23 protein-coding genes are annotated in these 22,800 nt (G+C 72.2%); 8 read left to right on the forward strand and 15 right to left on the reverse strand.

Annotated elements, in window-relative coordinates:
* Positions 1-29: 29 nt before the first annotated feature.
* The gene (locus ACLJQE_RS11055; RefSeq protein ID WP_410639051.1) at positions 30-1,952 is read left to right on the forward strand and encodes a DNA/RNA non-specific endonuclease; all 1,923 of its coding nucleotides are present in this window, start codon (positions 30-32) and stop codon (positions 1,950-1,952) included.
* A gap of 1 nt (position 1,953) precedes the next feature.
* Here the strand turns inward: ACLJQE_RS11055 and ACLJQE_RS11060 are convergent, their stop codons facing one another.
* Complete coding sequence (locus ACLJQE_RS11060; RefSeq protein ID WP_410639052.1) at positions 1,954-2,610, reverse strand: GntR family transcriptional regulator; 657 nt, start codon at positions 2,608-2,610, stop codon at positions 1,954-1,956.
* 45 nt (positions 2,611-2,655) lie between these two features.
* On the opposite strand from ACLJQE_RS11060, the gene ACLJQE_RS11065 reads away from it, so the two are divergent.
* Both ACLJQE_RS11065 and ACLJQE_RS11070 read left to right on the forward strand, forming a co-directional pair.
* Positions 2,656-3,078: a VOC family protein gene (locus ACLJQE_RS11065; RefSeq protein ID WP_410639053.1), complete on the forward strand. Its 423-nt coding sequence runs from the start codon at positions 2,656-2,658 to the stop codon at positions 3,076-3,078.
* Positions 3,079-3,182: 104 nt separating this feature from the next.
* Positions 3,183-3,923: a sigma-70 family RNA polymerase sigma factor gene (locus ACLJQE_RS11070; RefSeq protein WP_410639054.1), complete on the forward strand. Its 741-nt coding sequence runs from the start codon at positions 3,183-3,185 to the stop codon at positions 3,921-3,923.
* Here ACLJQE_RS11070 and ACLJQE_RS11075 read toward each other — a convergent pair.
* The 5 genes from ACLJQE_RS11075 to ACLJQE_RS11095 are packed head-to-tail and all read right to left on the reverse strand — an operon-like array spanning position 3,913 to position 9,380.
* Positions 3,913-4,950 carry an acyl-CoA dehydrogenase family protein gene (locus ACLJQE_RS11075; RefSeq protein WP_410639181.1) on the reverse strand — a complete coding sequence of 346 codons (1,038 nt, stop codon included), beginning with the start codon at positions 4,948-4,950 and terminating at the stop codon, positions 3,913-3,915. The two genes, ACLJQE_RS11070 and ACLJQE_RS11075, sit on opposite strands and share 11 nt — an antisense overlap.
* 8 nt (positions 4,951-4,958) lie before the next feature.
* Positions 4,959-5,879, reverse strand: a complete 921-nt coding sequence (locus tag ACLJQE_RS11080; RefSeq protein WP_410639055.1) for an acyl-CoA dehydrogenase family protein — start codon at positions 5,877-5,879, stop codon at positions 4,959-4,961.
* The gene (locus tag ACLJQE_RS11085) at positions 5,876-7,006 is read right to left on the reverse strand and encodes an acyl-CoA dehydrogenase family protein (protein ID WP_410639056.1); all 1,131 of its coding nucleotides are present in this window, start codon (positions 7,004-7,006) and stop codon (positions 5,876-5,878) included. Before ACLJQE_RS11085 ends, ACLJQE_RS11080 begins: the two co-directional genes overlap by 4 nt.
* Complete coding sequence (locus ACLJQE_RS11090) at positions 7,006-7,851, reverse strand: enoyl-CoA hydratase (protein ID WP_410639057.1); 846 nt, start codon at positions 7,849-7,851, stop codon at positions 7,006-7,008. Before ACLJQE_RS11090 ends, ACLJQE_RS11085 begins: the two co-directional genes overlap by 1 nt.
* Positions 7,848-9,380, reverse strand: a complete 1,533-nt coding sequence (locus ACLJQE_RS11095) for a FadD3 family acyl-CoA ligase (protein WP_410639058.1) — start codon at positions 9,378-9,380, stop codon at positions 7,848-7,850. The genes ACLJQE_RS11090 and ACLJQE_RS11095 overlap by 4 nt, the downstream gene beginning before the upstream one ends.
* Before the next feature lie 82 nt (positions 9,381-9,462).
* Between ACLJQE_RS11095 and ACLJQE_RS11100 the strand changes: the two genes are divergently transcribed.
* From ACLJQE_RS11100 to ACLJQE_RS11110, 3 genes are read left to right on the forward strand one after another with little or no spacing between them, the layout of a single operon-like run.
* Positions 9,463-10,608: an acyl-CoA dehydrogenase family protein gene (locus tag ACLJQE_RS11100; RefSeq protein ID WP_410639059.1), complete on the forward strand. Its 1,146-nt coding sequence runs from the start codon at positions 9,463-9,465 to the stop codon at positions 10,606-10,608.
* Positions 10,605-11,375: an SDR family oxidoreductase gene (locus ACLJQE_RS11105; protein ID WP_410639060.1), complete on the forward strand. Its 771-nt coding sequence runs from the start codon at positions 10,605-10,607 to the stop codon at positions 11,373-11,375. The genes ACLJQE_RS11100 and ACLJQE_RS11105 overlap by 4 nt, the downstream gene beginning before the upstream one ends.
* 8 nt (positions 11,376-11,383) lie before the next feature.
* Complete coding sequence (locus tag ACLJQE_RS11110; RefSeq protein WP_410639061.1) at positions 11,384-12,535, forward strand: acetyl-CoA C-acetyltransferase; 1,152 nt, start codon at positions 11,384-11,386, stop codon at positions 12,533-12,535.
* Between the two features lie 9 nt (positions 12,536-12,544).
* Here the strand turns inward: ACLJQE_RS11110 and fgd are convergent, their stop codons facing one another.
* The 8 genes from fgd to ACLJQE_RS11150 all read right to left on the reverse strand — a co-directional run bounded on the left by fgd (position 12,545) and on the right by ACLJQE_RS11150 (position 19,864).
* Entirely contained in the window at positions 12,545-13,549 is a 1,005-nt protein-coding gene (gene fgd / locus ACLJQE_RS11115) for a glucose-6-phosphate dehydrogenase (coenzyme-F420) (RefSeq protein WP_410639062.1), read from the reverse strand.
* 6 nt (positions 13,550-13,555) lie between these two features.
* Complete coding sequence (locus ACLJQE_RS11120) at positions 13,556-14,611, reverse strand: NAD(P)H-dependent flavin oxidoreductase (RefSeq protein WP_410639063.1); 1,056 nt, start codon at positions 14,609-14,611, stop codon at positions 13,556-13,558.
* A complete protein-coding gene (locus ACLJQE_RS11125) occupies positions 14,608-15,339 on the reverse strand; it encodes a CoA-transferase subunit beta (RefSeq protein WP_410639064.1) in 732 nt (243 codons plus the stop codon). The genes ACLJQE_RS11120 and ACLJQE_RS11125 overlap by 4 nt, the downstream gene beginning before the upstream one ends.
* On the reverse strand, positions 15,336-16,199 hold the full coding sequence (locus ACLJQE_RS11130) for a CoA transferase subunit A (protein ID WP_410639065.1): 864 nt from the start codon (positions 16,197-16,199) through the stop codon (positions 15,336-15,338). Before ACLJQE_RS11130 ends, ACLJQE_RS11125 begins: the two co-directional genes overlap by 4 nt.
* Positions 16,189-16,929 carry an enoyl-CoA hydratase family protein gene (locus tag ACLJQE_RS11135; protein ID WP_410639066.1) on the reverse strand — a complete coding sequence of 247 codons (741 nt, stop codon included), beginning with the start codon at positions 16,927-16,929 and terminating at the stop codon, positions 16,189-16,191. Before ACLJQE_RS11135 ends, ACLJQE_RS11130 begins: the two co-directional genes overlap by 11 nt.
* Positions 16,929-17,807 carry an SDR family oxidoreductase gene (locus ACLJQE_RS11140; protein ID WP_410639067.1) on the reverse strand — a complete coding sequence of 293 codons (879 nt, stop codon included), beginning with the start codon at positions 17,805-17,807 and terminating at the stop codon, positions 16,929-16,931. The genes ACLJQE_RS11135 and ACLJQE_RS11140 overlap by 1 nt, the downstream gene beginning before the upstream one ends.
* Positions 17,804-18,571 (reverse strand): SDR family oxidoreductase, encoded by a 768-nt coding sequence (locus tag ACLJQE_RS11145; protein WP_410639068.1) that lies wholly within the window; start codon positions 18,569-18,571, stop codon positions 17,804-17,806. The genes ACLJQE_RS11140 and ACLJQE_RS11145 overlap by 4 nt, the downstream gene beginning before the upstream one ends.
* Positions 18,572-18,649: 78 nt before the next feature.
* Complete coding sequence (locus ACLJQE_RS11150; protein WP_410639069.1) at positions 18,650-19,864, reverse strand: helix-turn-helix domain-containing protein; 1,215 nt, start codon at positions 19,862-19,864, stop codon at positions 18,650-18,652.
* 80 nt (positions 19,865-19,944) lie between these two features.
* Between ACLJQE_RS11150 and ACLJQE_RS11155 the strand changes: the two genes are divergently transcribed.
* Entirely contained in the window at positions 19,945-20,682 is a 738-nt protein-coding gene (locus ACLJQE_RS11155; protein WP_410639070.1) for a TetR/AcrR family transcriptional regulator, read from the forward strand.
* 177 nt (positions 20,683-20,859) lie between these two features.
* Entirely contained in the window at positions 20,860-21,519 is a 660-nt protein-coding gene (locus tag ACLJQE_RS11160) for a cutinase family protein (RefSeq protein ID WP_410639071.1), read from the forward strand.
* Between the two features lie 52 nt (positions 21,520-21,571).
* Here ACLJQE_RS11160 and ACLJQE_RS11165 read toward each other — a convergent pair whose 3' ends face one another.
* Positions 21,572-22,777 carry a lipase family protein gene (locus ACLJQE_RS11165; RefSeq protein ID WP_410639072.1) on the reverse strand — a complete coding sequence of 402 codons (1,206 nt, stop codon included), beginning with the start codon at positions 22,775-22,777 and terminating at the stop codon, positions 21,572-21,574.
* Positions 22,778-22,800: the final 23 nt, after the last annotated feature.

Below are 22,800 nucleotides of genomic sequence, written 5' to 3' on the forward strand. Positions count from 1 at the left end.
TGTTTCCGCCCCGCCCGCCGGGAGGCATCGTGGACGTCAAGACGGACCGGCAGTCCGAGCAAGAGCAGGCCGCGGCCGCGCGTGCCGCCGAGCGCACCGGCGAGCGGCAGGCCAAGATCGCGTTGCTGCGCAAGCCCGGCGGCATCGCCGAGGCCGACGAGCCGAGCCGGGTGGCCACCCGGCTCGACCGGCTCGGCCGCTACTACCCCGACGTCCGGCCGGTGAGCCCGGCGGCGATCGCGGCGGGCGACCCGGCGGCGATGACGGCCGCCGGCGCGATCCTCGAACGCATCGTCCACACGAACGACCTGCTCGGCGTCGGCTACCTCGAGGGCGGCGTCACGGCGTCGGCCGCCGTCGGCCGGGTGAACATCCGCAACGGCCAGGGCCGGCTGGTCGGCTACGGCACGGGCTCGCTGGTGTCGCCGGAGCTGCTGCTGACCAACCACCACGTGCTGCCGGACGCGGCGGCCGCCGGGTTCAGCGTCATCGAATTCCACTACCAGGACGGCATCGACGGCCTCCCCCGGCCGGTGCGGGCCTTCGCGCTCGACCCGGACCGCTTCTTCGCCGCCGACCGGGCGCTCGATTTCGCGCTCGTCGCGGTGAAGGCGACCACCGACGAACTGCACCCCTTCGGCTTCAACCGGCTGATCGGCAGCGAGGGCAAGGCGATCATCGGCGACTTCGTCACCATCGTCCAGCACCCCGGCGGCCGCAAGAAACAGGTCGCCCTGCGGGAAAACCGGATCGTCGACGTCCTCGACGAATTCCTGCACTACGAAACCGACACCGAACCCGGGTCGTCCGGCTCACCGGTGTTCAACGACCAGTGGGAGATCGTGGCACTGCACCACGCCAGCGTCCCGGCGACGGGCCGCGCGGAGTACGGCGGTTTCCTCAACGAAGGCATCCGGGTCAGCAAGCTGCTGAAGTTCCTGCGGGCGCAGCCGTTCGCGCCGGCCCAGCGGGCGCTGCTCGACCGGCTGGTCACCCGTCCCGAGCGCGCGCTCCCGGCCGCCGACGGCGCCGCACCGGTGCTGACGGTCTCGATGCCGTTCGACATCCGGCTGCGCGCCGAACCGGCCACCGGCCGGATCGACCCCGACTACGCGAACCGGGCGGGCTACGACCCGGCCTTCCTGCCCGGGCACGCCGTGCCGCTGCCCGGCCTGTCCGACGCGCTCGCCGGGCTGGCGGCGATCAACCGGCAGGCCACCGGCGAGCCGCGGTACGTCCTGCCGTACCACCACTTCAGCGTCGTCATGCACCGGGAGCGGCGCCTGGCGATGTTCACCGCGGTCAACATCGACGGACGCACCAGCCGGTCGTTGCGGCGCGAGGCCGACCACTGGTCGCTCGACCCGCGCGTCGCGGTGACCGAGCAGATCGGCGAGGAGGTCTACCGCGACAACCCGCTCGACCGCGGGCACCTGGTCCGCCGGCTCGACCCGGCGTGGGGCAGGACGGAGCCGATCGCCCAGCTGGCCAACGACGACACGTTCCACTTCACCAATTGCTCGCCGCAGCACAAGGACTTCAACCAGAACAAGACCACCTGGGCCGGGCTCGAAGACTACGTGCTGAACAACGCCGACAACCACGACCTGCGGGTCAGCGTGCTGACCGGCCCGGTACTGGCCGCCGACGACGACCACTACCGCGGCGTCCGGCTGCCCCGCCAGTTCTGGAAGGTGGTGGCGATGGTGAAGACCGACGGCACCCTGTCGGCGACGGCGTACCTGCTGAGCCAGGAAGAACTCATCCGGGGCTTGGAGACCGCGGCCGGGTTCGACTACGGCGCGTACCGCACGTACCAGGTCCCGGTCCACCGGATCGCCGAGCTGACCGGCCTGTCGTTCGGCGACCTGCCGGCCGCCGACCCCTTGGCCGGCCTGGAATCTACGAGCCAGGCTCAGGAGATCCGCACGCCGGCGGACCTGGTGCTGTGAGTCAGTCCGTCCGTCCACTGAGGATTTCGAACGCGTGGCGGCGGTGCTCGGCGAACAGCGCGAGAGCCGTCTCGCGGTCGCGGGCGCGCAAGGCCGTAACGAGCTCGCGGTGTTCCGCGGGGATGCCCACGAGGTAGCCGTCGGTGGCGACGCCGATCCGGGTCAGCAGGAACAGGTGCACCTGCGAGCGGATCGCCTGCCAGGCCTCACGCAACCGGCGGTGCCCGGCGGCCGCGTAGACCGCGTCGTGGAACTCGAGGTCGCACCGGACCATTTCGTGCTCGTCGAGCGCGCGTTCCATGCGCCGCACCACGGCGTCGATCGCGGCCAGTGCCTCGTCGCCGGCGCGCTCGACCACCAGCTCGACGGCCAGCTGCTCGAGGGCCGCCCGCAGGCTGTCCAGCTCGGCGACGTCCTCGTCGGACAGGGTGGTCACCGTGGCGCCGCGGTGCCACTCGCTGCGGACGAGTCCTTCACGCTCCAGCCGGAGCAGCGCCTCCCGCACCGGCCCGCGGCTGACGCCCAGCGCTTCCGCCAGCTCGACCTCGCGCAGCTGGCTGCCGGGAGCGTAGACGCCGTCGAAGACCGCGTCGCGGATCCGGTCCGCGACCTCGTCGGCCAGTCCACGGCGCCGGGCGGGAACGAGCGAGCCACTCATGTCGTAATGTTAACATTCAGACATGACTTCGGCGAAGGGAGCCCGATGACCCCGACGATCCCCCGCTTCCACCTGGCGATGCCGGTGGACGACCTGACTGCGGCCCGCCGCTTCTACGGTGAGGTCCTCGGCCTCGAGCAGGGCCGCAGCGCGGACACGTGGGTCGACTGGAACCTGCACGGCCACCAGTTCGTCACCCACCTGGCCCCGGCCGGGCCGCGGCGCATCCACAACCCGGTCGACGGGCACGACGTGCCGGTGCCCCACTTCGGGCTGATCCTGACCGTGCCGCGGTTCCAGGCCCTCGCCGACCGGCTGCGCGCGGCGGGCACGGAGTTCGTGATCGAGCCGTACGTCCGCTTCGCGGGCCAGCCCGGTGAGCAGTGGACGATGTTCCTGCTCGACCCGGCGGGCAACGCCCTGGAGTTCAAGGCCTTCGCCGACGATGCCCAGGTGTTCGCGGTCTGACGAGCTCACCCGATCGGGCCGACCGGCGATGCCGGACGTCGCTGTCCCGGTTGCTCGGGGTACCCGGGGTCACACGGAGCGTGCCTGACCCCGGGGAGACCGCCATGGAACCAGCCGACGACGAGCCCGACGCCGTGCTGCTCGCCGCCCTGCGCGCGGGCGATCTCGACGCCGCCGGACGGCTCTTCCGGCGGCACTTCGAGCCGCTCCGGCGGCTCGCCGGGGCCTGGGCGCGGCAGCCCGCCGAACGCGACGACCTCGTGGCCGAGACGTTCGCCAGGGTGCTGACGATCGTGCGCACCGGCGGCGGCCCGCACGGCGACCTGCGCCCCTACCTCGTGGTGACCATGCGCAACCTGGTGTCCCGGTGGAGCAAGCAGCGCAGCCGGGTGGAACTGTGGGCCACGGTCCCCGAAGCGGCCGCCGGGGGTGCCGACGAACTCGCCCTGCACCGGTCGAACGCCCGGCTCGGGTGGCTGGCCTACTGCACGCTGCCCGGCCGGTGGCGGACGGTCCTGTGGCGGACCGAGGCCGAGGGCAGCACCCCGACGGAACTGGCGCCCTCGCTCGGGCTGTCGCCGAACAGCGTCGCGGCGCTGGCGATGCGGGCGAGGGAAGGGCTGCGGCAGGCCTACCTGCAGGTCCAGGTGCCCGAGCCGGACGAGCCGGGCTGCCGCGAACCCCGCCGCCGGATGGGTGCCTGGGTCCGCGGTGCCCTACCGCCGCGCAAGGCCCACGCCGTCGCCGAGCACGTCGCCGGCTGCCCCGCCTGCCGGCTGGTCGCCCGCGGCCTGGACGAAGCGAACCGCGAACTGCCCGGCTCGGCCGCCCGGCTCACGGGCTGAGCGGCAGGTCGGGCCCGCCGAAGAGCAGCGCGGTCCCGTGGGCCCGTTTGAAGTACAGGTGGGCGTCGTGCTCCCAGGTGATCGCGATGCCGCCGTGCAGCTGGATCATTTCTGCGGCCGCGTGGGCGAACGCCTCGCCGCACACCACCTTCGCGGTCGCGACGGCCTCGGGGTCGCCGTCCACCAGGGCCGCGTACAGCGCGGACCGGGCCGCTTCGACGTGGACGTGCACGTCGGCCATCCGGTGCTTCAGCGCCTGGAACGACCCGATCGGGCGACCGAACTGACGGCGTTGCTTCGTGTATTCGACCGTCAGCTCCAATGCCCGCGCGGCCGCCCCCACCTGCTCCGCGGCGACAGCGATCGTCGCCGTGTCGCGCAGGTGCCGCAGCGGCTCGGTGAACCCGCCCGCGTCGAGGCGGCGGGCCGGGGTCGAAGCGCATTCGACGACCGCGAGGCGCCGGCCGGGGTCGAGGCTCGTCACGCGCGAGCGGCGTACCCCTTCGAGGGGAACCTCGAACAGGCCGGCACCGTCGTCCGTGCGGGCCACGGCGAGCAGGACGTCGGCGATGTCGCCGTCCAGGACGTAGCAGGCGCGGCCGTCGAGGCCCGCCTCCGACGCACGCAGGGCCGTCGTCCACTGTCCGTCCACATCGGACCAGGCCAGCGCCGCCAGTGTGGTGCCCGCGGCGATGCCCGGCAGCAGCCGCTCGCACGCTTCGTCGTTTCCGGAGCGGAGCAACACTTCGCCGCACAGCACGGCCGAGCCCAGCATCGGCGCGGGGGTGAGCGTCCGGCCGAGTTCCGCCAGCACGACGCATGCCTCGGCGAGCCCGGCGCCCACGCCGCCGTAGTGTTCCGGGATCGCCAGTGCGGCGACCCCGATCTGCTCGCAGAGCGTCGACCACAGCTTGTCGTCGTAGCCCAGCGGCGACTCCATCGCCGCGCGCACCGCCGGCGGCCCCGACCGGCGCGTCAGCAGGGCCCGGACGGCGTCCCGCAGCGCCCGGGCTTCTCCGGTGTCCATCGGGTCGGTCACCGCAGGACCCGCTCGCGGTGGAACGACCCGGTCCCCCACGCCCCGGCCAGCGCCCGCACCTTCGTCAGCCGGAGCCCGAGGTCGTGCTCGGCCGTGTAGCCGATGGCGCCGTGCACCTGCAGCGCGGTCCGCGCGGCGAGCAGGGCGGCCTCGCCGGCCATGACCTTCGCCGCCGAGACGTCACGGGCGAAGGTCTCCCCCGCGACGGCCGCGCCGTGGAGCAGCGGCCGGGCCAGCTCGAGCCGGGTGACGACGTCGGCGAGGAGGTGCTTGATCGCCTGGTACTCGCCGATGAACCGGCCGTACTGCTTGCGTTGTTTCGCGTACGCCACCGAGGTGTCGAGCAGCCACTGGGCCGCCCCCAGCAGCTGGGCGGCGACGGCCAGCACCCCGCGGTCGAACGCGGCGCCGTCCGATCGGCCGGCCTCGGCGGGGACCCGGAACAACCGCCGCGGCGGATCGATCGAACGCACGGGCTCGGTCCGGGCGCCGGGGCACTCCGCGCCGGTGAGGTCGAGGACCACGCCCGCGATGTCGGCGTCGAGGGCCAAGGGCACCTCCGGCGGCGCGACGACGGTCGCCACGAGATCACCCTCGGCGAGGGAGGTGAGCCGGTGGCCGGTCAGCAGCGCCGGGGCGACCGCCGCCGACTCGACGAGCGGGCCGGGGACCGCGTGGTAGCCGAGCGCTTCGCAGGCGACCACCAGGTCCACCAGTCCGGCGCCGAGGCCACCGTGCTCCTGGTCCACCAGCAGCGCGAAGACACCGACGTCGGCGAGCGCGCCCCAGAGCTTGAGGCCGCGGTCGTGTTCCCCCGCCGCCCAGGCCCGGGCGGCGGCCGCGGTGTCCGCGCCGCCCAGCAGCTCGTGCAGCGTCGCGGCGAACTGCCGTTGCTCGGGCGAGAGCCGGAACATCATCGGCGAGCCTCCCTCGGGAGCTTCAGCAGCCGTTCGGCGATGGTGTTGCGCTGGATCTGGTCGGTGCCGCCGTAGATCGGGCCGGCCAGGGAGAACAGGTAGCCGTCGACCCAGCTCTGCGCGGTCTCCGCGGCCGGGCCGAGCACGTCGAGCGCGGTCTCGTGGAGTTCGACGTCGAGGTGCGACCAGAACAGCTTGTTGACGCTCGACTCGGGCCCCGGCTCTTCGCCCTCGGCCAGCCTGCTGACCGTCCCGAACGTGTAGAGCTGGTAGGCGCGGGCGCCGATCCAGGCGTCCGCCACCCGGTCCCGGGTGGCCGACGGCTCGCCGCTGTCGCGCCAGAGGTCCACCAGCCGGTCGGCGGCGGCGAGGAACCGGCCCGGGCTGCGCAGCGACAGGCCACGCTCGTTGTTCGCGGTCGTCATCGCGACCCGCCAGCCCTGGCCGGCCTCCCCGATCACGTCCTCGTCGGGGACGAACACGGAATCGAAGAAGATCTCCGCGAACCCCGGCTCTCCGTCCAGCTGCGGGATCGGCCGGACCGTGACCCCCTCGGCCCGCAGATCGGCCATGAAGTACGTCAGGCCGTGGTGGCGCTGGGCTTCCGGGTCGGTCCGGAACAGCCCGAACGCGCGGTCGGCGAAGGTCGCCCGCGAACTCCACGTCTTCTGCCCCGACAGCAGCCAGCCGCCGTCGGTGCGCACCGCCGTGCTGCGCAACGCGGCGATGTCACTCCCGGCCTCGGGCTCCGACCAGGCCTGGGCCCACACCTGCTCGCCGCGGGCCATCGGCGGCAGGACGCGATCGCGCTGTTCCCGGGTGCCGTGCGCGAACAACGTCGGGCCCAGCATGAAGATGCCGTTCTGCGACACCCGCCCCGGCGCGCCGGAGGCGTAGTACTCCTCCTCGAACAGCAGCCACTGCAGCATCGACGCGTCCCGGCCGTGGTACTCGCGCGGCCAGGACACCACCGACCAGCGTGCCTCGGCGAGTTCGGCTTCCCACTCGCGGTGCGCCTCGAACCCCTCGGCGGTGTCCATCGACGGCAGCACGCGGACGTGCGCGGCCAGCCAGTCCCGGGCCTCGGCGCGGAAGGCCGCCGAAGCCTCGTCGACGTCGAGGTCCATCAGGCCCCCTTGTTCGCGTCGCGCATCGACCGCGCGGACTGCCCACCCAGGGCGTCTTCCGAGGTCTCCGCGTTGTGGGCGTGCGCGAAGTGGTGCAGCCCGAACACCGAATCCATGCCGGACCGCAACCCCATCAGGTCCTCGGCCTGGTTGACCGCCTTCTTCGCCAGCGCCAGCCCGAACGAGGGCATCCCGGCGATCTTCCCGGCGAGTTCCAGCGTGTGCTCCTCCAGTTCCGCGCGCGGCACGATCCGCGTGACCATCCCCCACTCCTTGGCCTGCTGCACCGTGAACCGCTCGCCGGTGAACAGGACTTCCTTCGCGGCGCGGGGACCCAGCACCCACGGGTGCGCGAAGTACTCGACTCCCGGAATCCCCATCCGCACGACCGGATCGGCGAAGAACGCGTCGTCGGAAGCGACGATGAGGTCGCAGACCCAGGCCAGCATCAGCCCGCCCGCGATGCACGCGCCCTGGACGCTGGCGATCATCGGCTTCGGGATTTCCCGCCACCGGCGGCACATCCCCAGGTAGACCTCGGACTCGCGGGCGAACCGCTGGTCACCGCCCGCCCGGTCGGTGTGGTCCCACCACAGCACCGCCCGCCGGTCGAACGACTGGTCCGCGTCCCGGCCCGGGCTGCCGATGTCGTGCCCCGCCGAGAAGTGCTTCCCTTCGCCGGCCAGCACGATCACCTTGACCTCGGGATCGTTCACCGCCTCGGTGAAGGCGTCGTCGAGGGCGTAGGTCATGGCCGAATTCTGGGCGTTGCGGTATTCCGGCCGGTTCATCGTCACCACCGCGACCGGTCCCCGCCGCTGCGACCGGACCACCGATTCACTCATGCGTTCTCCTCGGTCAGCAGCCGCTTCAGCACCTTGCCGGAAGCGTTGCGGGGCAGTTCGTCCAGGAACTCGACGAACCGCGGGGTCTTGTAGTTGGCGAGCCGCTCGCGGCAGAAGGCGACGACCGCCTCCTCCGTCAGCCCGGTGCCGACGACGAACGCCTTGCCGACCTCGCCGAGCCGCTCGTCCGGGACGCCGACGACGGCGACGTCCCGGACGCCGTCCAGTTCGGTCAGCGCGTGTTCGACCTCGGCCGGGTAGACGTTGAAGCCGCCGCAGATGTACATGTCCTTGAGCCGGCCGGTGATGGTGAGGTTGCCGCCGTCGTCGAGCTCCCCGACGTCGCCGGTGTGCAGCCAGCCCTGTCCGTCGACGGCTTTCGCGGTGGCCTCCGGGTCGTCGAGGTAGCCGAGCATCACGTTCGGCCCGCGCACCACGATCTCGCCCGGCGAACCCTGGATCGCCACCTCGAAGCCCGCGGTCGCCCGGCCCGACGTGCTCGCGACGAGTTCCGCGGCGTCGCCGGGGCGGCACATCGTCACCACGACGGCTTCGGTCAGGCCGTAGGCGGTCAGGACCGTCTCGAACCCGAGTTCGGAGCGCATCCGGCGCACGAGCGAGGCGGGCACGGTGGCCGCTCCGGTGACCGCGAGCCGCAGCGACGAGAGGTCGCCCTTGCGCGGTTCGTGCAGCAGGGACTGGAAGATCGTCGGCGCGCCGGGGACCACGGAGATCCGCTCCCGTTCGATCACCTTCAGCGCCTCGCGGACGTCGAAGACCGCCTGCGGGACGATCGTCGCGCCGGTCAGCAGGCCGACCACGATGCCCGCCTTGTAGCCGAAGCTGTGGAAGAACGGGTTGATCACCAGGTACCGGTCGTCCGCGGTGACCTGACCGCACTCCGCCCACGCCGCGGCCACCTCGACCGTCTGGCGGTGGGCCGAAAGCACGCCCTTGGACCGGCCGCTGGTGCCGGAGGTGAAGAGGACGTCGCTGACGTCGTCCGGGCCGACGGCGTCCGCCCGTGCCTCGGCTTCGGACGGCGGGACCCGCTCGGCCGTCGCCAGGAACTCGTCCCAGCCCAGCGTGCCCTCGACCGGCCGGTGCGGCTCCTGCAGCGGCACCCGGACGACGGTGCCGAGGTCCGGCAGCCGCGCGCCGGTCTCCCGGATCGCGGCGTGGCGGTCGGTGCCGAGGAAGTCGGCGGCCACGACGAGCGCCTTCGCCCGGCCGCGGACGAGCAGGTCGACCGTCTCGGTGGCGGTGAAGCGGGTGTTGACCGGGATCAGGGCGGCGCCCGCGTAGAGGGCACCGAGCGCCGCGACGACCCAGTGGTGGGTGTTGGGCAGCGCGATCGCGACCCGGTCGCCCGCACGGACGCCGGCCGCGGCGAACGCCCGCGCGGCGGTTTGAACACGTTCCAGAAGCTGGTCGTAGCCGAGCCGCACCGGGCCGTCGACCAGTGCCTCCGCGGACCCGAACTTCGCGGCGGCATCGCGGACGACGGCCGGGATCGTGGTCTGTCCCACCACAGCCTCCTCTGGACCGGCAAAGTAGAACGTGTTCTCATTACCCTAGGTGCCGGACCGGCCCGGCAGCAAGGAGGCGTGCGTGGCACTTACGCGATTCCGCAGCGAAGTCGCGGGCTGGCTCGCGGGCAACCTGACCGGCGAGTTCGCCCGGCTGCGCGGGCTCGGGGGCCCGGGACGGGAGCACGAGGAGTTCGACCTGCGCCTCGCGTGGGAGCGCCACCTGGCCGCGGCCGGCTGGACCTGCGTCGGCTGGCCGGCCGAACACGGCGGCCGCGGGCTGTCCCTGGCGGAGCAGGTCGCCTTCCACGAGGAGTACGCCGCGTCGGGCGCCCCGGCGCGGGTCAACCACATCGGCGAACAGCTCCTCGGGCCGACCCTGATCGCCTTCGGCACCCCGGACCAGCAACAGCGGTTCCTGCCGAAGATCGCCGCCGTCGAAGAACTCTGGTGCCAGGGCTACTCCGAACCCGGCGCCGGCTCCGACCTCGCCGCCGTCTCGACCTCGGCGGTCCTGCGCGACGGCGAGTGGGTGGTCAACGGCCAGAAGATCTGGACGTCACTGGCCCACGTGGCCGACTGGTGCTTCGTCGTCGCCCGCACCGAACCCGGCTCGCAGCGCCACCACGGCCTGTCCTACCTCCTGGTCCCCCTGCGCCAGGACGGCGTCACGATCCGGCCGATCCGGCAGCTCACCGGCACTTCGGAGTTCAACGAGGTCTTCTTCGACGACGCCCGCACCGCCGCCGGCCTGGTCGTCGGCGAGCCCGGCGAGGGCTGGAAGATCGCCATGGCCACGCTCGGCTTCGAACGCGGCGTCTCCACGCTGGGCCAGCAGATCGGGTTCCGCCGCGAGCTCGACGACATCACCGCCGAAGCGAAGCGGCTCGGCACCTACGACGACCCGTTGCTGCGGGCCGACCTCGCCCGCGCCCGCATCGGGCTGCGCGTCCTGCGCGCGCACGCGGTCCGCACCCTCGGCCGGGCCGCCGGACCGGAGGTCGCCGTCGGCAAACTGCTGTGGGCCCAGTGGCACCGCGGGCTCGGCGAGCTCGCCGTGCGCGCCCGCGGCGCCCGGTCGATGACCGCCGAGGGCGCCGAACTCGACGACTGGCAGCGGCTGTTCCTGTTCACCCGCGCCGACACCATCTACGGCGGCTCGGACGAGATCGAACGCACCATCATCGCCGAGCGCGTGCTCGGCCTGCCCAGGGAGGCCCGCCCGTGATCCCGACCTACCCGCCCGGCCACGACCTGCTGCGGGGGAAGGTCGTCGTGGTCACCGCCGCCGCGGGGACCGGGATCGGCTCCGCCGTGGCGAAACGCTGCCTCGAAGAGGGCGCGAGCGTGGTCGTCAGCGACTGGCACGAACGCCGCCTCGCCGAGAAGGCGGCCGAACTGGCCGAGCTGGGCAAGGTGCACGCCATCACCTGCGACGTCACCCGCGAAGACCACGTCCAGGGCCTGGTCGACGGCGCGGTGGACCACTTCGGCCGCCTCGACGTGATGATCAACAACGCCGGTCTCGGTGGCACGAAGTCCGTGCTGGAGATGGCCGACGAGGAGTGGGCGAAGGTCCTCGACATCACCCTCACCGGCACCTTCCGCTGCACCCGCGCGGCCTTGAAGCAGTTCGTCGCCCAGGGCGGTGGCGGATCCATCGTCAACAACGCGTCCGTGATCGGCTGGCGCGCCCAAGCCGGGCAGGCGCACTACGCCGCCGCCAAGGCCGGAGTCATGGCGTTGACCCGGTGTTCCGCCCTCGACGCCGCCGAACACGGCGTGCGGATCAACGCCGTCGCGCCGAGCCTCGCCATGCACCCGTTCCTCGCCAAGGTGACCAGCGACGAACTCCTCGAAGACCTCACCAAGCGGGAAGCGTTCGGCCGCGCAGCCGAACCGTGGGAAGTCGCCAACGTCATGGTCTTCCTCGCCAGCGACTACGCGAGCTACCTCACCGGCGAAGTCGTCTCCGTCAGCAGCCAGCACCCCTAGGAGCCCCCGTGCCCGAAGCCTTCCTCCTCGACGCGGTCCGCACGCCCGTCGGACGGCGTGGCGGCGCACTGTCCGGATGGCACTCCGCCGACCTCGGCGCGCACGTCATCAAGGCCGTCGTCGAGCGCGCCGGCGTCGACCCGGACCTGGTCGACGACGTCATCCTCGGCTGCACCGACACCCTCGGCCCGCAGTCCGGCAACATCGCGCGCACCGCGTGGCTCGCGGCCGGGTTCGGCGACCACGTGCCGGGCGTGACGGTCGACCGGCAGTGCGGGTCCAGCCAGCAGGCCGTGCACTTCGCCGCCCAGGCCGTCATGTCGGGGACGCAGGACCTGGTGCTGGCCGGGGGTGTGCAGAACATGAGCCGCATCCCGATCAGCGCGGCGATGCTGGCCGGGCGCGAGTACGGCTTCGACGACCCGTTCTCGGGTTCGAAGGGCTGGCAGGAGCGCTACGGCAGTGCCGAGGTCTCGCAGTTCCGCAGCGCCGAGATGATCGCCGGGCACTGGGACCTCAGCCGCGCGGACATGGAGGAGTACGCGTTGCGCAGCCACCGGCGGGCGCTGTCGGCCATCGACGAAGGCCGGTTCGACGCGGAAACCGTGCCGGTCGAGGACTTCCGGCACGACGAAGGGCCGCGCCGGGACACCAGCCTGGAGCGCATGCGCGGCCTGAAGCCGCTGAGCGAGGGTTCACGGCTGACGGCGGCGGTGGCCAGCCAGATTTCCGACGGCGCGAGCGCGGCCCTCCTGGCGTCGGAGGCGTTCGTGGAGGAGCACGGCCTGACGCCGCGGGCGCGCATCCACCACCTGTCGGTGCGGGCGGCGGACCCGGTGTGGATGCTGACGGGCCCGATCCCGGCCACGGCGCACGCCCTGCGCAAGAGCGGGCTCACCGTCGAGGACATCGACCTGTTCGAGGTCAACGAGGCGTTCGCCAGCGTCGTGCTGGCCTGGCTGGACGAGACCGGCGCGGACCCCGACCGGGTCAACGTGAACGGGGGCGGGATCGCCCTCGGCCACCCGATCGGGGCCACCGGCACCAAGCTCCTCGCCACGCTCCTGCACGAGCTGGAGCGCCGCGGCGGACGTTACGGGCTGCAGACGATGTGCGAAGGCGGCGGCACCGCCAACGTCACCATCATCGAACGGCTCTGATCGCCGGGGTCAGCCGAGGGCGCGCAGCTTCGGCAGGACGTCCTCGGAGAACTGGGTCAGGAACCGCTCCTGGTCGTGGCCGGGGCCGTGGAACACGAGGTGGTTGAGGCCCGCGTCGAGGTACGGCTTGATCTGCGCCACGGCCTCGTCCGGGTCCGACGCCACGATCCACCGCTTCGCGACCTGCTCGATCGGCAGCTCGTCGGCCAGCCGCTCCATCTCCTCGGCCGAGGACACCGTGTGCTTCTGCTCCGCCGTCAGCGACAGCGGCGCCCAGAACCGCGTGTTCTCCAGCGCCTGCTCGGCGTCCCGGTCGTAGGACAGCTTGATCTCGATGGTCCGGTCGATGCTCCCGGCATCGCGCTCCGCGGCGGAAGCGCCTTCCTTCACCGCCGGGATCAGCTTCTCGGTGTAGAGGTCCATGCCCTTGCCCGAGGTGCAGATGAACCCCTCGCCCGAACGGCCCGCGTACTTCGCGACGACCGGGCCGCCCGCGGCGACGTACACCGGCACCGGCTGCTCCGGCCGGTCGTAGATCTTGGCGTTGACCAGCTGGTAGTAGTCGCCTTCGAAGTTGACGTTGTCGCTGGTCCACAGCTCGCGGATCAGCTTGATCGACTCCCGCAGCCGGGCGAAGCGCTCCTTGAACTCCGGCCATTCCCGCCCCGACACGGCGATCTCGTTCAGCGCCTCACCGGTGCCGACGCCCAGGATCACGCGGCCGTTCGACAGCAGCGACATCGTCGCGAACGCCTGCGCGATCACCGCCGGGTTGTACCGGAACGTCGGGGTCAGCACGCTCGTGCCGATCTGCACCCGCTTCGTCCGCTCGGCCACCGCCGGCATCCAGGCCAGCGCGAACGGGGCGTGGCCGCCTTCGTGCCGCCAGGGCAGGAAGTGGTCGGACACCCAGACCGAGTCGAGACCCACCTCTTCGGCGCGCACGGCGTACTCGACCAGGTCCCGCGGCCCGAACTGCTCCGCAGACGCCTTGTATCCGACCTTCAACGCCACGCTCTCTCATCCTCCCGTTTGCCGGCCGAGCCGCCGCAGGATCTCACCCGCCTCGGCCACCGTGCCGTCGACGATCTGCGCCACCGTGGGCAGGTCGTGGATCATGCCCACCACCTGTCCCGACGCTAGCACTCCCGCGTCCGTCCGGCCTTCGACCAGTCCCGCCCGCAGCAGCATCGGGGTGTTGGCCGCCATGACCAGCTGGTTCCACGTCAGATCGTTGCCGTGCTTCATCGCGAAGCCTTCTCGCAGCATCGCAACCGGGGACAGGCCGGTGATATTCCGGAAGCGCACGGCGTTGCGGGCGGCCTGCGCCAGGCCGCGGACCCGGCCGGCGCGTTCGAGCTTCTCGACGAGGTCGGTGCGCAGCACGCGGTGCGGGAGCCCGTCGACCCGCCGGGTGACGACCGTCCCGTTCAGACCCTGCTCGAGGTAGCGGCGCTTGACCTCGTCGGGGACCGTGCTCTCCTTGCTCAGCAGGAAGCGGGTGCCCATCGCGACCCCGGCCGCGCCGTAGGCGAGGGCGGCGGCGAGCCCGCGGCCGTCGAAGAAGCCTCCGGCGGCGACGACCGGGATGTCGACGGCGTCCAGCACCGAGGGCAGCAGCAGCGTGGTGGCCACGCCTCCGGTGTGCCCGCCGCCTTCGCCGCCCTGGACGATGACGGCGTCCGCGCCCCAGGCGGCGACCTTTTCGGCGTGCCGGGCGGCGCCGACCGACGGGATCACGACGATCCCGTGGTCCCGCAGTTTCGCGATCATCTCCTTCCGCGGCGCGAGTGCGAACGAAGCGACCTTCACGCCCTCGCGGATCAGCAGGTCGACGCGCGCACCGGCGTCGGCCGCGTCGGCGCGGAGGTTCACGCCGAACGGCTTCTCCGTCCGTTTCCGGACCTCGGTGATGGCCGCTTCCAGTTCGCCGAACGTCATGGTGGCGGAGGCGAGGATGCCGAGGGCGCCGGCTTCCGCGGTCGCCGAGACCAGCCGCGGCCCGGCGACCCAGCCCATGCCGGTCTGGACGACGGGGTGCTCGACGCCCACCAGCCGGGTCAGGGCCGTCTTCACGCGGGAACTTCCTTGTCGCGCAAGCTCTTCGGGTCCAGCACCTCGCGGATCAGCCGCAGTTCCTCGTCGGCCGGTGCGCGGCTGGTCCCGGTGCCGGTGAAGTCGATCTCGAACGTCGTCGCCGCCACGACCTCGTCCCGCGTGACCCCCGGGTGCAGGGACACCGCCCGCATGGCGTGCTCGGGGCCGCCGAAGTCGAACACCCCCAGGTTGGAGACGACCCGGTGCACGTCGTGGTACTTCTGCGCCGACGGACCCGCCTTCGCCGCGTTGTCGTAGCCGACGCCCGACACGACGTCCACTGTGTCCACGAACACCCGCGTGGAGTGCCGGGGCACCCAGTAACTGGTGCGGTGGTTGACGGTGTTGCCCGGCGCGCCCCGCACGCCGAGCAGCTGCTTCTTCGGGCGGGCGTGGTCGCCGATGGCGGAGATGTTCTGGTTGCCGTACCGGTCGATCTGGTTGGCGCCCATCACGACGTGGCGGCCTCCGTGCGGGACGATCGTGTCCAGCATCTTCCGGAACGGCTGCCAGCCTTCGACCACGCCGCCGGTGGTCATCAGGGAGGCCTCGCCGTCGGACATGAGCAGGTCCGGCTCGAAGGTCAGCCGCGCGAGCTTGGCGCCCAGCTGCGGGATGAGGCCCATCGGGCTGGCCACGATCTCGCCGTCGCCGCGGAACACCTCGGCCATCGCCACCACGACGATCTCGGCCCGGGTCGCGCTCATGCCGCCTCCGCCTCGAATTTGTCCACTTCGGACAGATAACCGCGCTCGTCCCCCGACAGGAACCGGTCCACGAAACCCGGCCACGCGTCGAGGTCCTTCGCGCAAGCCGCGTAGTGACGCTGGAACCGTTCATCGCGCCCGTAATCCGGCACTGCCGTGGTGAAGTGCGCGCCCCGCGGCGCCTCCACCACCCCGGCGACGGCTCCGCGGTTGAGCAGCAGCGACTGCACCGGCCCGCCCGCGGTCAGCTCGGCCGTCTCGACGACCTTTTCCACCGACACGAAGCACTTTCCGGCGGCCAGGGCGAACAGCTCGTCGAAGTACGGGTCCGGGCCGAGGTACTGGGCGTTGCCGCGGGCGTCCGCGCGGTTGAGGTGCACCAGCGCCACGTCCAGGTGCTGCGCCGGGACCGCCACCAGCTCCTCGCCGTCCTCGTACGGCGAACGCACCGTGCGGAGGCCGGGGTTGGCGCGCATCACCTCCGAGCCCAGCCCCGCCCGCGTGGGCAGGAACGGAAGCCGCTGCATCGCCGCCGACAGGGCCGTGCCGAACATGCCCTCGTCGTACTCGGTCACCTCGATCGCCCCGGTCTCGCGGGCGCGGCCGAACCACGGGTCGAACGGGATCGAATCCAGCGTGACGAACCCGAACAGGACCCGCTTCACCTTGCCCGCCGCACAGAGCAGGCCGACGTCCGGGCCGCCGTAGGAGACGACGGTGAGGTCCCGCACCGGGCTGCGCAGGATCGCCCGGACCAGGGCCATCGGCTTGCGCCGGGAACCCCACCCGCCGATCCCGATGGTCATGCCGTCACGAAGCTCGGCCGCCACCTCGTCGGCGGTCGTGCGCTTATCGGCCATTCAAGAACTCCTCGCGGGCTTCGTCGGACGCGCCGAGCAGGTTGAGCTCGAAGGTGAAGCCCTGCTCGAAGCGGTAGCTGCGGTGCACCTGCTGGGTGTCGATGCCGTTCAGGGCCTCTTTCGCCGCCCGGATCACCCGCGGGTCCTTCTTCGCGATGTCCCGGGCGATGTCCAGGGCCGCGTCGTCGAGGTCCGCGCGCGGCACCACCCGGTAGACCGAACCGTGCGCGTGCAGCTCGGCGGCGGTGATCTTGCGGGCGGTGAAGTACAGCGTGCGCATCAGGTGCTGCGGGACGAGCCGCGCGAGGTGCGTGGCCGCGCCCAGCGCACCCCGTTCCACCTCCGGGACCCCGAACGTGGCGTCGTCCGAGGCGATGATCACGTCGGCGTTGCCGACCAGGCCGATCCCCCCGCCCAGGCAGAAGCCGTGCACCGCGGCGACCACCGGCACCGCGCACTCGTAGACGGCGCCGAAAGCCGCGTAACAGCCCCGGTTGGCGCCGACCAGTGCGTCGTAACCGGCACTGCGCTGGATCTCCTTGATGTCCACGCCCGCGTTGAACCCGCGGCCTTCCGCGCGGAGGACCACCACGTGCACCTCGGGGTCGCGGCCCGCCTGCGTGAGCGCGTCGGCGAGGTCGAACCAGCCTTGCACCGGCAGCGCGTTCACCGGCGGGAAGTCGACCGTGACGACCTCGACGTGGCCATCACGCTTGGTCAGGATGCCCATCAGTTCGCTCCGTAGACGGGTTCGGGCTCGGGCGCGCGCTCGAGCAGCTCCTTCACCACGGCGCCGAGTTCCGCCGGGTCCCACCGCTCGCCCTTGTCCACGACCGGGCCGTGCCGCCAGCCCTGCGCCAGGGAGACCTTGCCGCCCTCGACCTCGAACACCCGCCCGGTGACGTGCCCGGACTCCGCGCTGCCCAGCCACACGACCAGCGGCGAAACGTTCTCCGGCGCCATCGCGTCGAAGCCGGTGTCCGGCCGCGCCATCGAGGCGAACACCGCCTCGGTCATCCGGGTCCGCGCGGCCGGCGCGATCGCGTTGACCGTCACGCCGTAGCGCGCGAGTTCCGCGGCCGCCACCACCGTCAACCCCGCGATGCCCGCCTTCGCCGCCGAGTAGTTCCCCTGGCCCACGCTGCCGAGCAGCCCGGCGCCCGAACTCGTGTTGATCACCCGGGCACTCGGCGTCCGTCCCGCCTTGGCTTCGGCCCGCCAGTGTTCCGCAGCGTGGCGCAGCGGCGCGAAATGTCCCTTGAGGTGCACGCGCACGACCGCGTCCCACTCGTCCTCGGCGAGGTTGACCAGCATCCGGTCCCGGACGAACCCCGCGTTGTTGACCAGCACGTCCAAGCGGCCGAAGCTCGCCACCGCGGTGCCGATCAGCTGTTTCGCCCCGGCCCAGTCGGCGACGTCGGAGGTGTCGGCCACCGCCTTCCCACCGAGCGCCTCGACCTCCGCGACGACTTCGGCGGTCACGCCCTCCTCCACGTCGTTCACCACCACCGACGCGCCTTCGGCCGCGAACGCCAGCGCGTGCGCCCGTCCGATGCCGCGGCCGGCGCCGGTCACCACGACCACCCGGTCCTGGCACAACCCGCTCACGAATCCTCCCGATGGTTGACGTCGGCCGCGGCGAGGAACGCCGGGAGCTCACCGCCGCCGTGCACGCGCAGGGTCGCGCCGGAGACGTAGGAAGCCAGACCGGAGGCCAGGAACGCGGCGCAGGCACCCACCTCTTCCGGCTCGGCCAGCCGGCCCAGCGGGACGGTCTTCCCGACCGCCTCGACGGCGGCCTCGCTGCCGTAGTGCAGGTGCGCCTGCTCGGTCCGCACCATGCCGACGTCGAGGGCGTTGACCCGGACCTTCGGGGCCCACTCGACCGCCAGGCTCGCGGTGAGGTTGTCCAGCCCGGCCTTGGCGGCGCCGTAAGCCGCCGTTCCTGGCGACGGCCGTGTCCCGCTCACGCTGGAGATCATCACGATCGAGCCGCCGGCGTCCTGGCGCTGCATGACCGCGTTGGCGTGCTGCGCGACCAGCAGGGGGGCCAGCAGGTTGAGCTGGACGATCTTCTCGTGCAGGCGCGGCGGTGCCTCCGCTGCCGGCACAAACGGCGCTCCGCCCGCGTTGTTGACGACGACGTCCAGGCGCCCGTGCCGCTCGACGATCCCTTCGACCAAGGCGGCGACCTGCTGCTCGTCGCGGACGTCGCACGCGACGAACTCCGCCTCGGTGGGTGCTTCGCGCCGCGCGCACACCACGACGTGGGCGCCGTGGGCGAGGAACACGCCGGCGATGCCCCGGCCCACGCCGCGGACGCCGCCGGTGACCAGCACCACCGTCCCGGCCAGGCCCAGCTCCGTCTTCACCGGCACACCACCTTCCGCCCCCAAAACTAGAACATGTTCTCGCCGGGGACAAGGTGGGGAGCCGGGCCGGGACGCCGCCTACTCGTCGGGAGGGGAGAACTCGTTCCGGGCGATCCGCAGGCCGGACGCGCGCAGCGCGGCCTGCATGGCGAACCGCGCGTCGGGATCGTCGAGGCGATCACCGAAGGCCTGCTTCAGCTGACGCACGCGGTAGCGGACCGTCTGGGGGTGCACCGAAAGGTCGACCGCGATCTTCTCGGAGTTGCCGCCGTTCTGCAGCCAGGACAGCAGGGTCTCGCCCAGCCGGCGACGCGTCCGCTCCGGGAACTGTTCGAGCGGGGCCAGTTCCTGCCGGGCGACCTGCTCGGCCAGCGGCGAGTCCGACAGCAGCCACAGCTCCGTCAGGTGGTCGGTGCACCACGTCACCGGGGTGTCCGGGAGCGCGCCGTCCGCCACCAGCCGCAGCGCGGTGCGGGCCCAGCGCAGGGAATGCGCCGCCGCGCCGAGGTCCGTCGGCGGCCCGACCGCGACGCGCGTGCCGAGCCGCGTCAGAGTGCGTGCGTCCACCGGGGCGGGCAGCAGCAGGTACGGCTGTGGTGGGTCGAGGTCGGCGAGGACGTCGGACCCCCAGGAGGTGCCCACCGTCGTTTCCGCGGCGACCGCCGCCACCTCGCGGGGCACCGGCCAGCCCGCCGCCGCCGCGAGTTCGGCGAGCACCGCGTCCGGGATGGTGCCCGGGCCGGTCAGCAGCCGCAGCAGCCGCCGCCGCAGGCCCGCCCGGGTGCCCTCGATCTCCGTCCACGTCTCGCGGTGGCCCCGGCTCGACATCCGGGCGAGCTCGTCCGCGTAGCCGAACAGCATCTCGGCCAGCTGCGCCATGACCGCGGAGGAGAGCCGGTGCCGCCGGCCCAGCCGCATGATCCAGCGCCAGCCGACGCGGGTGCCCACGCGGTAGGCGGCCTGGAGGTCGTCGAGGGTCCGACCCTCGCGCGCCTCGCCCGCGCCGAGCTCGCGGCACGTCTCGTACAGCCGGTCGCGCGAGGCCAGCGGATCCTCGACGAGGTCCACGAAGAGCGCGACGGCGCACTCGACGCCGTGCCGGGCCACGCGGGCGTACGAACCGTCTCCGGGCCGGGCGTAGACCGGGACCGCCCGCAGCACCTCCCGGACGATCCAGTCGGTCAGCGCCGGCAGGGCCGGGCGCATCAGCGCGGCCAGCTCCTTGCGCCGCAGGACTTCTTCGCCGGCGTCCCGGGGAACCGGGACGGGTTGCCGAGCACTGTCGCGGGACACCAGGGTTTCCTCCACCGGGGACGGCGACGGAGCAAGCTTTACCGGTCAGTAAAGCTGGGGAGACCGTAGAGTACACCTCCATGAGCCGGCAGAGTTCCCCTGATCGATCCAGCGCTCGCCGCAGCCCGGCCGCCCGGCCCACCGACGACGAGCTGCTCGACGCCGCGCGCGCCGTCTTCGCCGAGCGCGGGTACGCCCAGGCCACCATGGGGCTGATCGCCGACCGCGCCGATTCCACCAAGCCGACCCTCTACGCGCATTTCGGCGACAAAGCCGCCCTTTTCCGCGCCACGGTCCGCCGGGAAGTCGCCACGTTGCGCACCTGGGTGATCAGCGCGTACGAAACGGCGAACGCGCGCCCGCTCGAGGAACGCGTCCGGCTGTCGGTGATGGCCATGTTCGGCTACGCCGGCGCCCACCCGGAGAGTTTCCGGCTGCTGTTCGATTCGGCCGTCGACGAGATGTCGAACGAGCGCCGCGAGCTGGCCGATTCCATCGCCGCCCACGTGGTCGGCCAGGTGCGCGAGCATCTGCTCGCCCACGGGCGCCCGGCCGGTTCCGGCGCGGACCTGCTCGGGGCGATGATGGTCGGCCTGGTCGGCCGGGCCGCGATGCACGTCTCCCACTCGCCGGGGCTCGACCCGATCGCCGCGGGGGAACTGGCCGCCGGGTTCGTCATGGCCGCGCTGCGCGGGCTGGATCCCGCGCTGCTGGAGCGCCTCGACCGTCCTGCGGGGGGTCCGGGTGGCGGAGCCCCCGGCCCGGGGCGAAGCCCCGGACGTCACAGCCCGCAGCAGGCCCGGCAGTGCGCCACCTGAGCGTCCACACCGGACCGTTTGTCACCGGCTGAACAATTACCGGGCCGCCGGGAAACCGCCTCTTGCCGGGTTCGGCAACCACTGCGACGCTGCGCTTACCGCAAGCGACGCACGTATTTCCGCCCCCCACGGAAAGCGCTTGCCGACCCCTTTTCCCACAACGAGGTGTGATCAGCCATGATTCGCGTCCCCAAGAAACGCCTGCTCAACGCCGCACTCGCCGTCGGCCTCGCCGTCGGCGGGCTCAGCGTGGCCACCGCGCCGGCCGCGTCGGCCGCCCCGTGCACCGACATCGACGTCCCGGTGGCCCGCGGCACGGGCGAACCCGGCACGCTGGGCATCATCGTCGGCGACCCGGTCTTCCGGGCCGTGCAGAACCGGCTGCGCCCGCGGTCGGTGAGCAGCTACCGCGTCAACTACCCGGCCGACCTCGGCCAGCCCGCCTCGGTGCAGCGCGGCAACACCGACCTGGTCAACCACGTGCGGACGCAGGCCGCGGCCTGCCCGCAGCAGCGGTTCATCCTCGTCGGCTACTCCCAGGGCGCCAACGTCGTCGACAACTCGATCGGCATCAGCAGCGCCGGCGCGGTCGTCGGCGGCCCGATCGTCGCGACCATCCCGGCCGACCTGGCGCCCCGGATCGCGGCCATCCTGTTGTTCGGCAACCCGATCCGCGCGATCGGCCGTTCGGTCACCGGCACCTACCAGAGCCGCACCAAGGACTACTGCGAATTCGGGGACCCGGTCTGCCAGGCGGGCGGCTTCAACATCCTCGCCCACCTGAGGTACGGCGACGACGCCAACGACGCGGCCAACTTCGCGGCGGGCAAGGTCTGACGGAACGGTGCGGGCCACCTCGGACTTCCCGAGGTGGCCCGCACGCCTTCCCTCAGCAGTTCGACGGCGCCGGTTCCCCGTTGAACCGCTTCACGATCCACTGGTGCGCGTCGGCGTGGCCGGCGAGGATCCCGGTGGCGTGTTCGGCCAGGTAGGTGGTCCACTGCTCCCGCACACCGGCCGCGCAGTACGCCCGGTGCAGCGTTTCCGCCTGCGGGGTGTTCACGATCTCGTCGACGCTCGCGTGGTACTGGAACACGGGCACCCGCGGCGGGTGCGCGCCCAGCTTGTTCTGCGCCAGCCGCGCCTGCCACTGCGGTGTCCCCAGCGGATTCGACGTCGTGAAATCGCCGATCTTCTTGAAGGAGTAATTGAGCAGCAGTTCCGCGGTGCACGCGTTCTTCTTCGCGTCGGCCAGCTGCCGCCGGCCGGTGTCGTTGAGGAAGGAATCGAGCCTCAGCTCGGGGTACGCGGCGTCCAGCCCGAGCGCGGCGAAGGCCAGGAACCCGAAGCCGAGGTAGCCGTCGAGACCCTTCGCGACCTCCGTCAGGTCGGCAGGCACCCCGCCCGCGACGACGCCGACGACGTGCAGTTCGGGTGCGTACGCGGGCTGCTTTTCGCCGGCCCACATCGATCCGCCGCCACCCTGCGAATAGCCCTGGAAGATCACCTTGGCGCTCTTCGGGAGCCGGGCGAGCGGGAGGTCCTGCGCCGCCCGCACCGAATCGATCACGGCCGGCCCCATGGACTGCCCGGTGATGTAGGTCGGCACGGTCGACGGCGAATAGCCCTCGTAGTCGGTCACCGCGACCGCGTAGCCGCTGGACAGCGAGTCGTTGATGGCGGGCTGGTCGTAGAGCGTGCCGCGTTCCATCGCCTTGGACGCCGTGCACTTGAACGCCGGGCCCTGCGTGCCGACGGCGTAGCCGACGATCGCCTTGGCCGGTTCCACGCCCTTCGGCACGAGGATCGTCCCGGTCACCGCGTTCCGGTTCCCGAGCGCGTTGGTCGACAGGTACATGACCTGCCAGGCGTCGGCGTTGAGCGCGTTCAGCAGCGGAACCGACGGCCGCCAGCGGATGACGTCGCCCGGTTTCCCGGCCGGCAGCGGTGACGGCGGGGTGTAGAACGAGTCGTCGAACGGTCCCGGCAGCAGCGGCGTCGCGCCGGCGGGCGGGCTCGCGGCCACGGCTCCCAGCGCCACCAGGCAACACGTGAGCAGCGCCGAAAGCACGGCGCGACAACGGGCATGCTTCACCACAACCTCCATCGGGGGAAAGG

The organism is Amycolatopsis sp. lyj-346, from assembly GCF_046548975.1.
In the GTDB taxonomy this organism is placed as follows: Bacteria; Actinomycetota; Actinomycetes; order Mycobacteriales; family Pseudonocardiaceae; genus Amycolatopsis.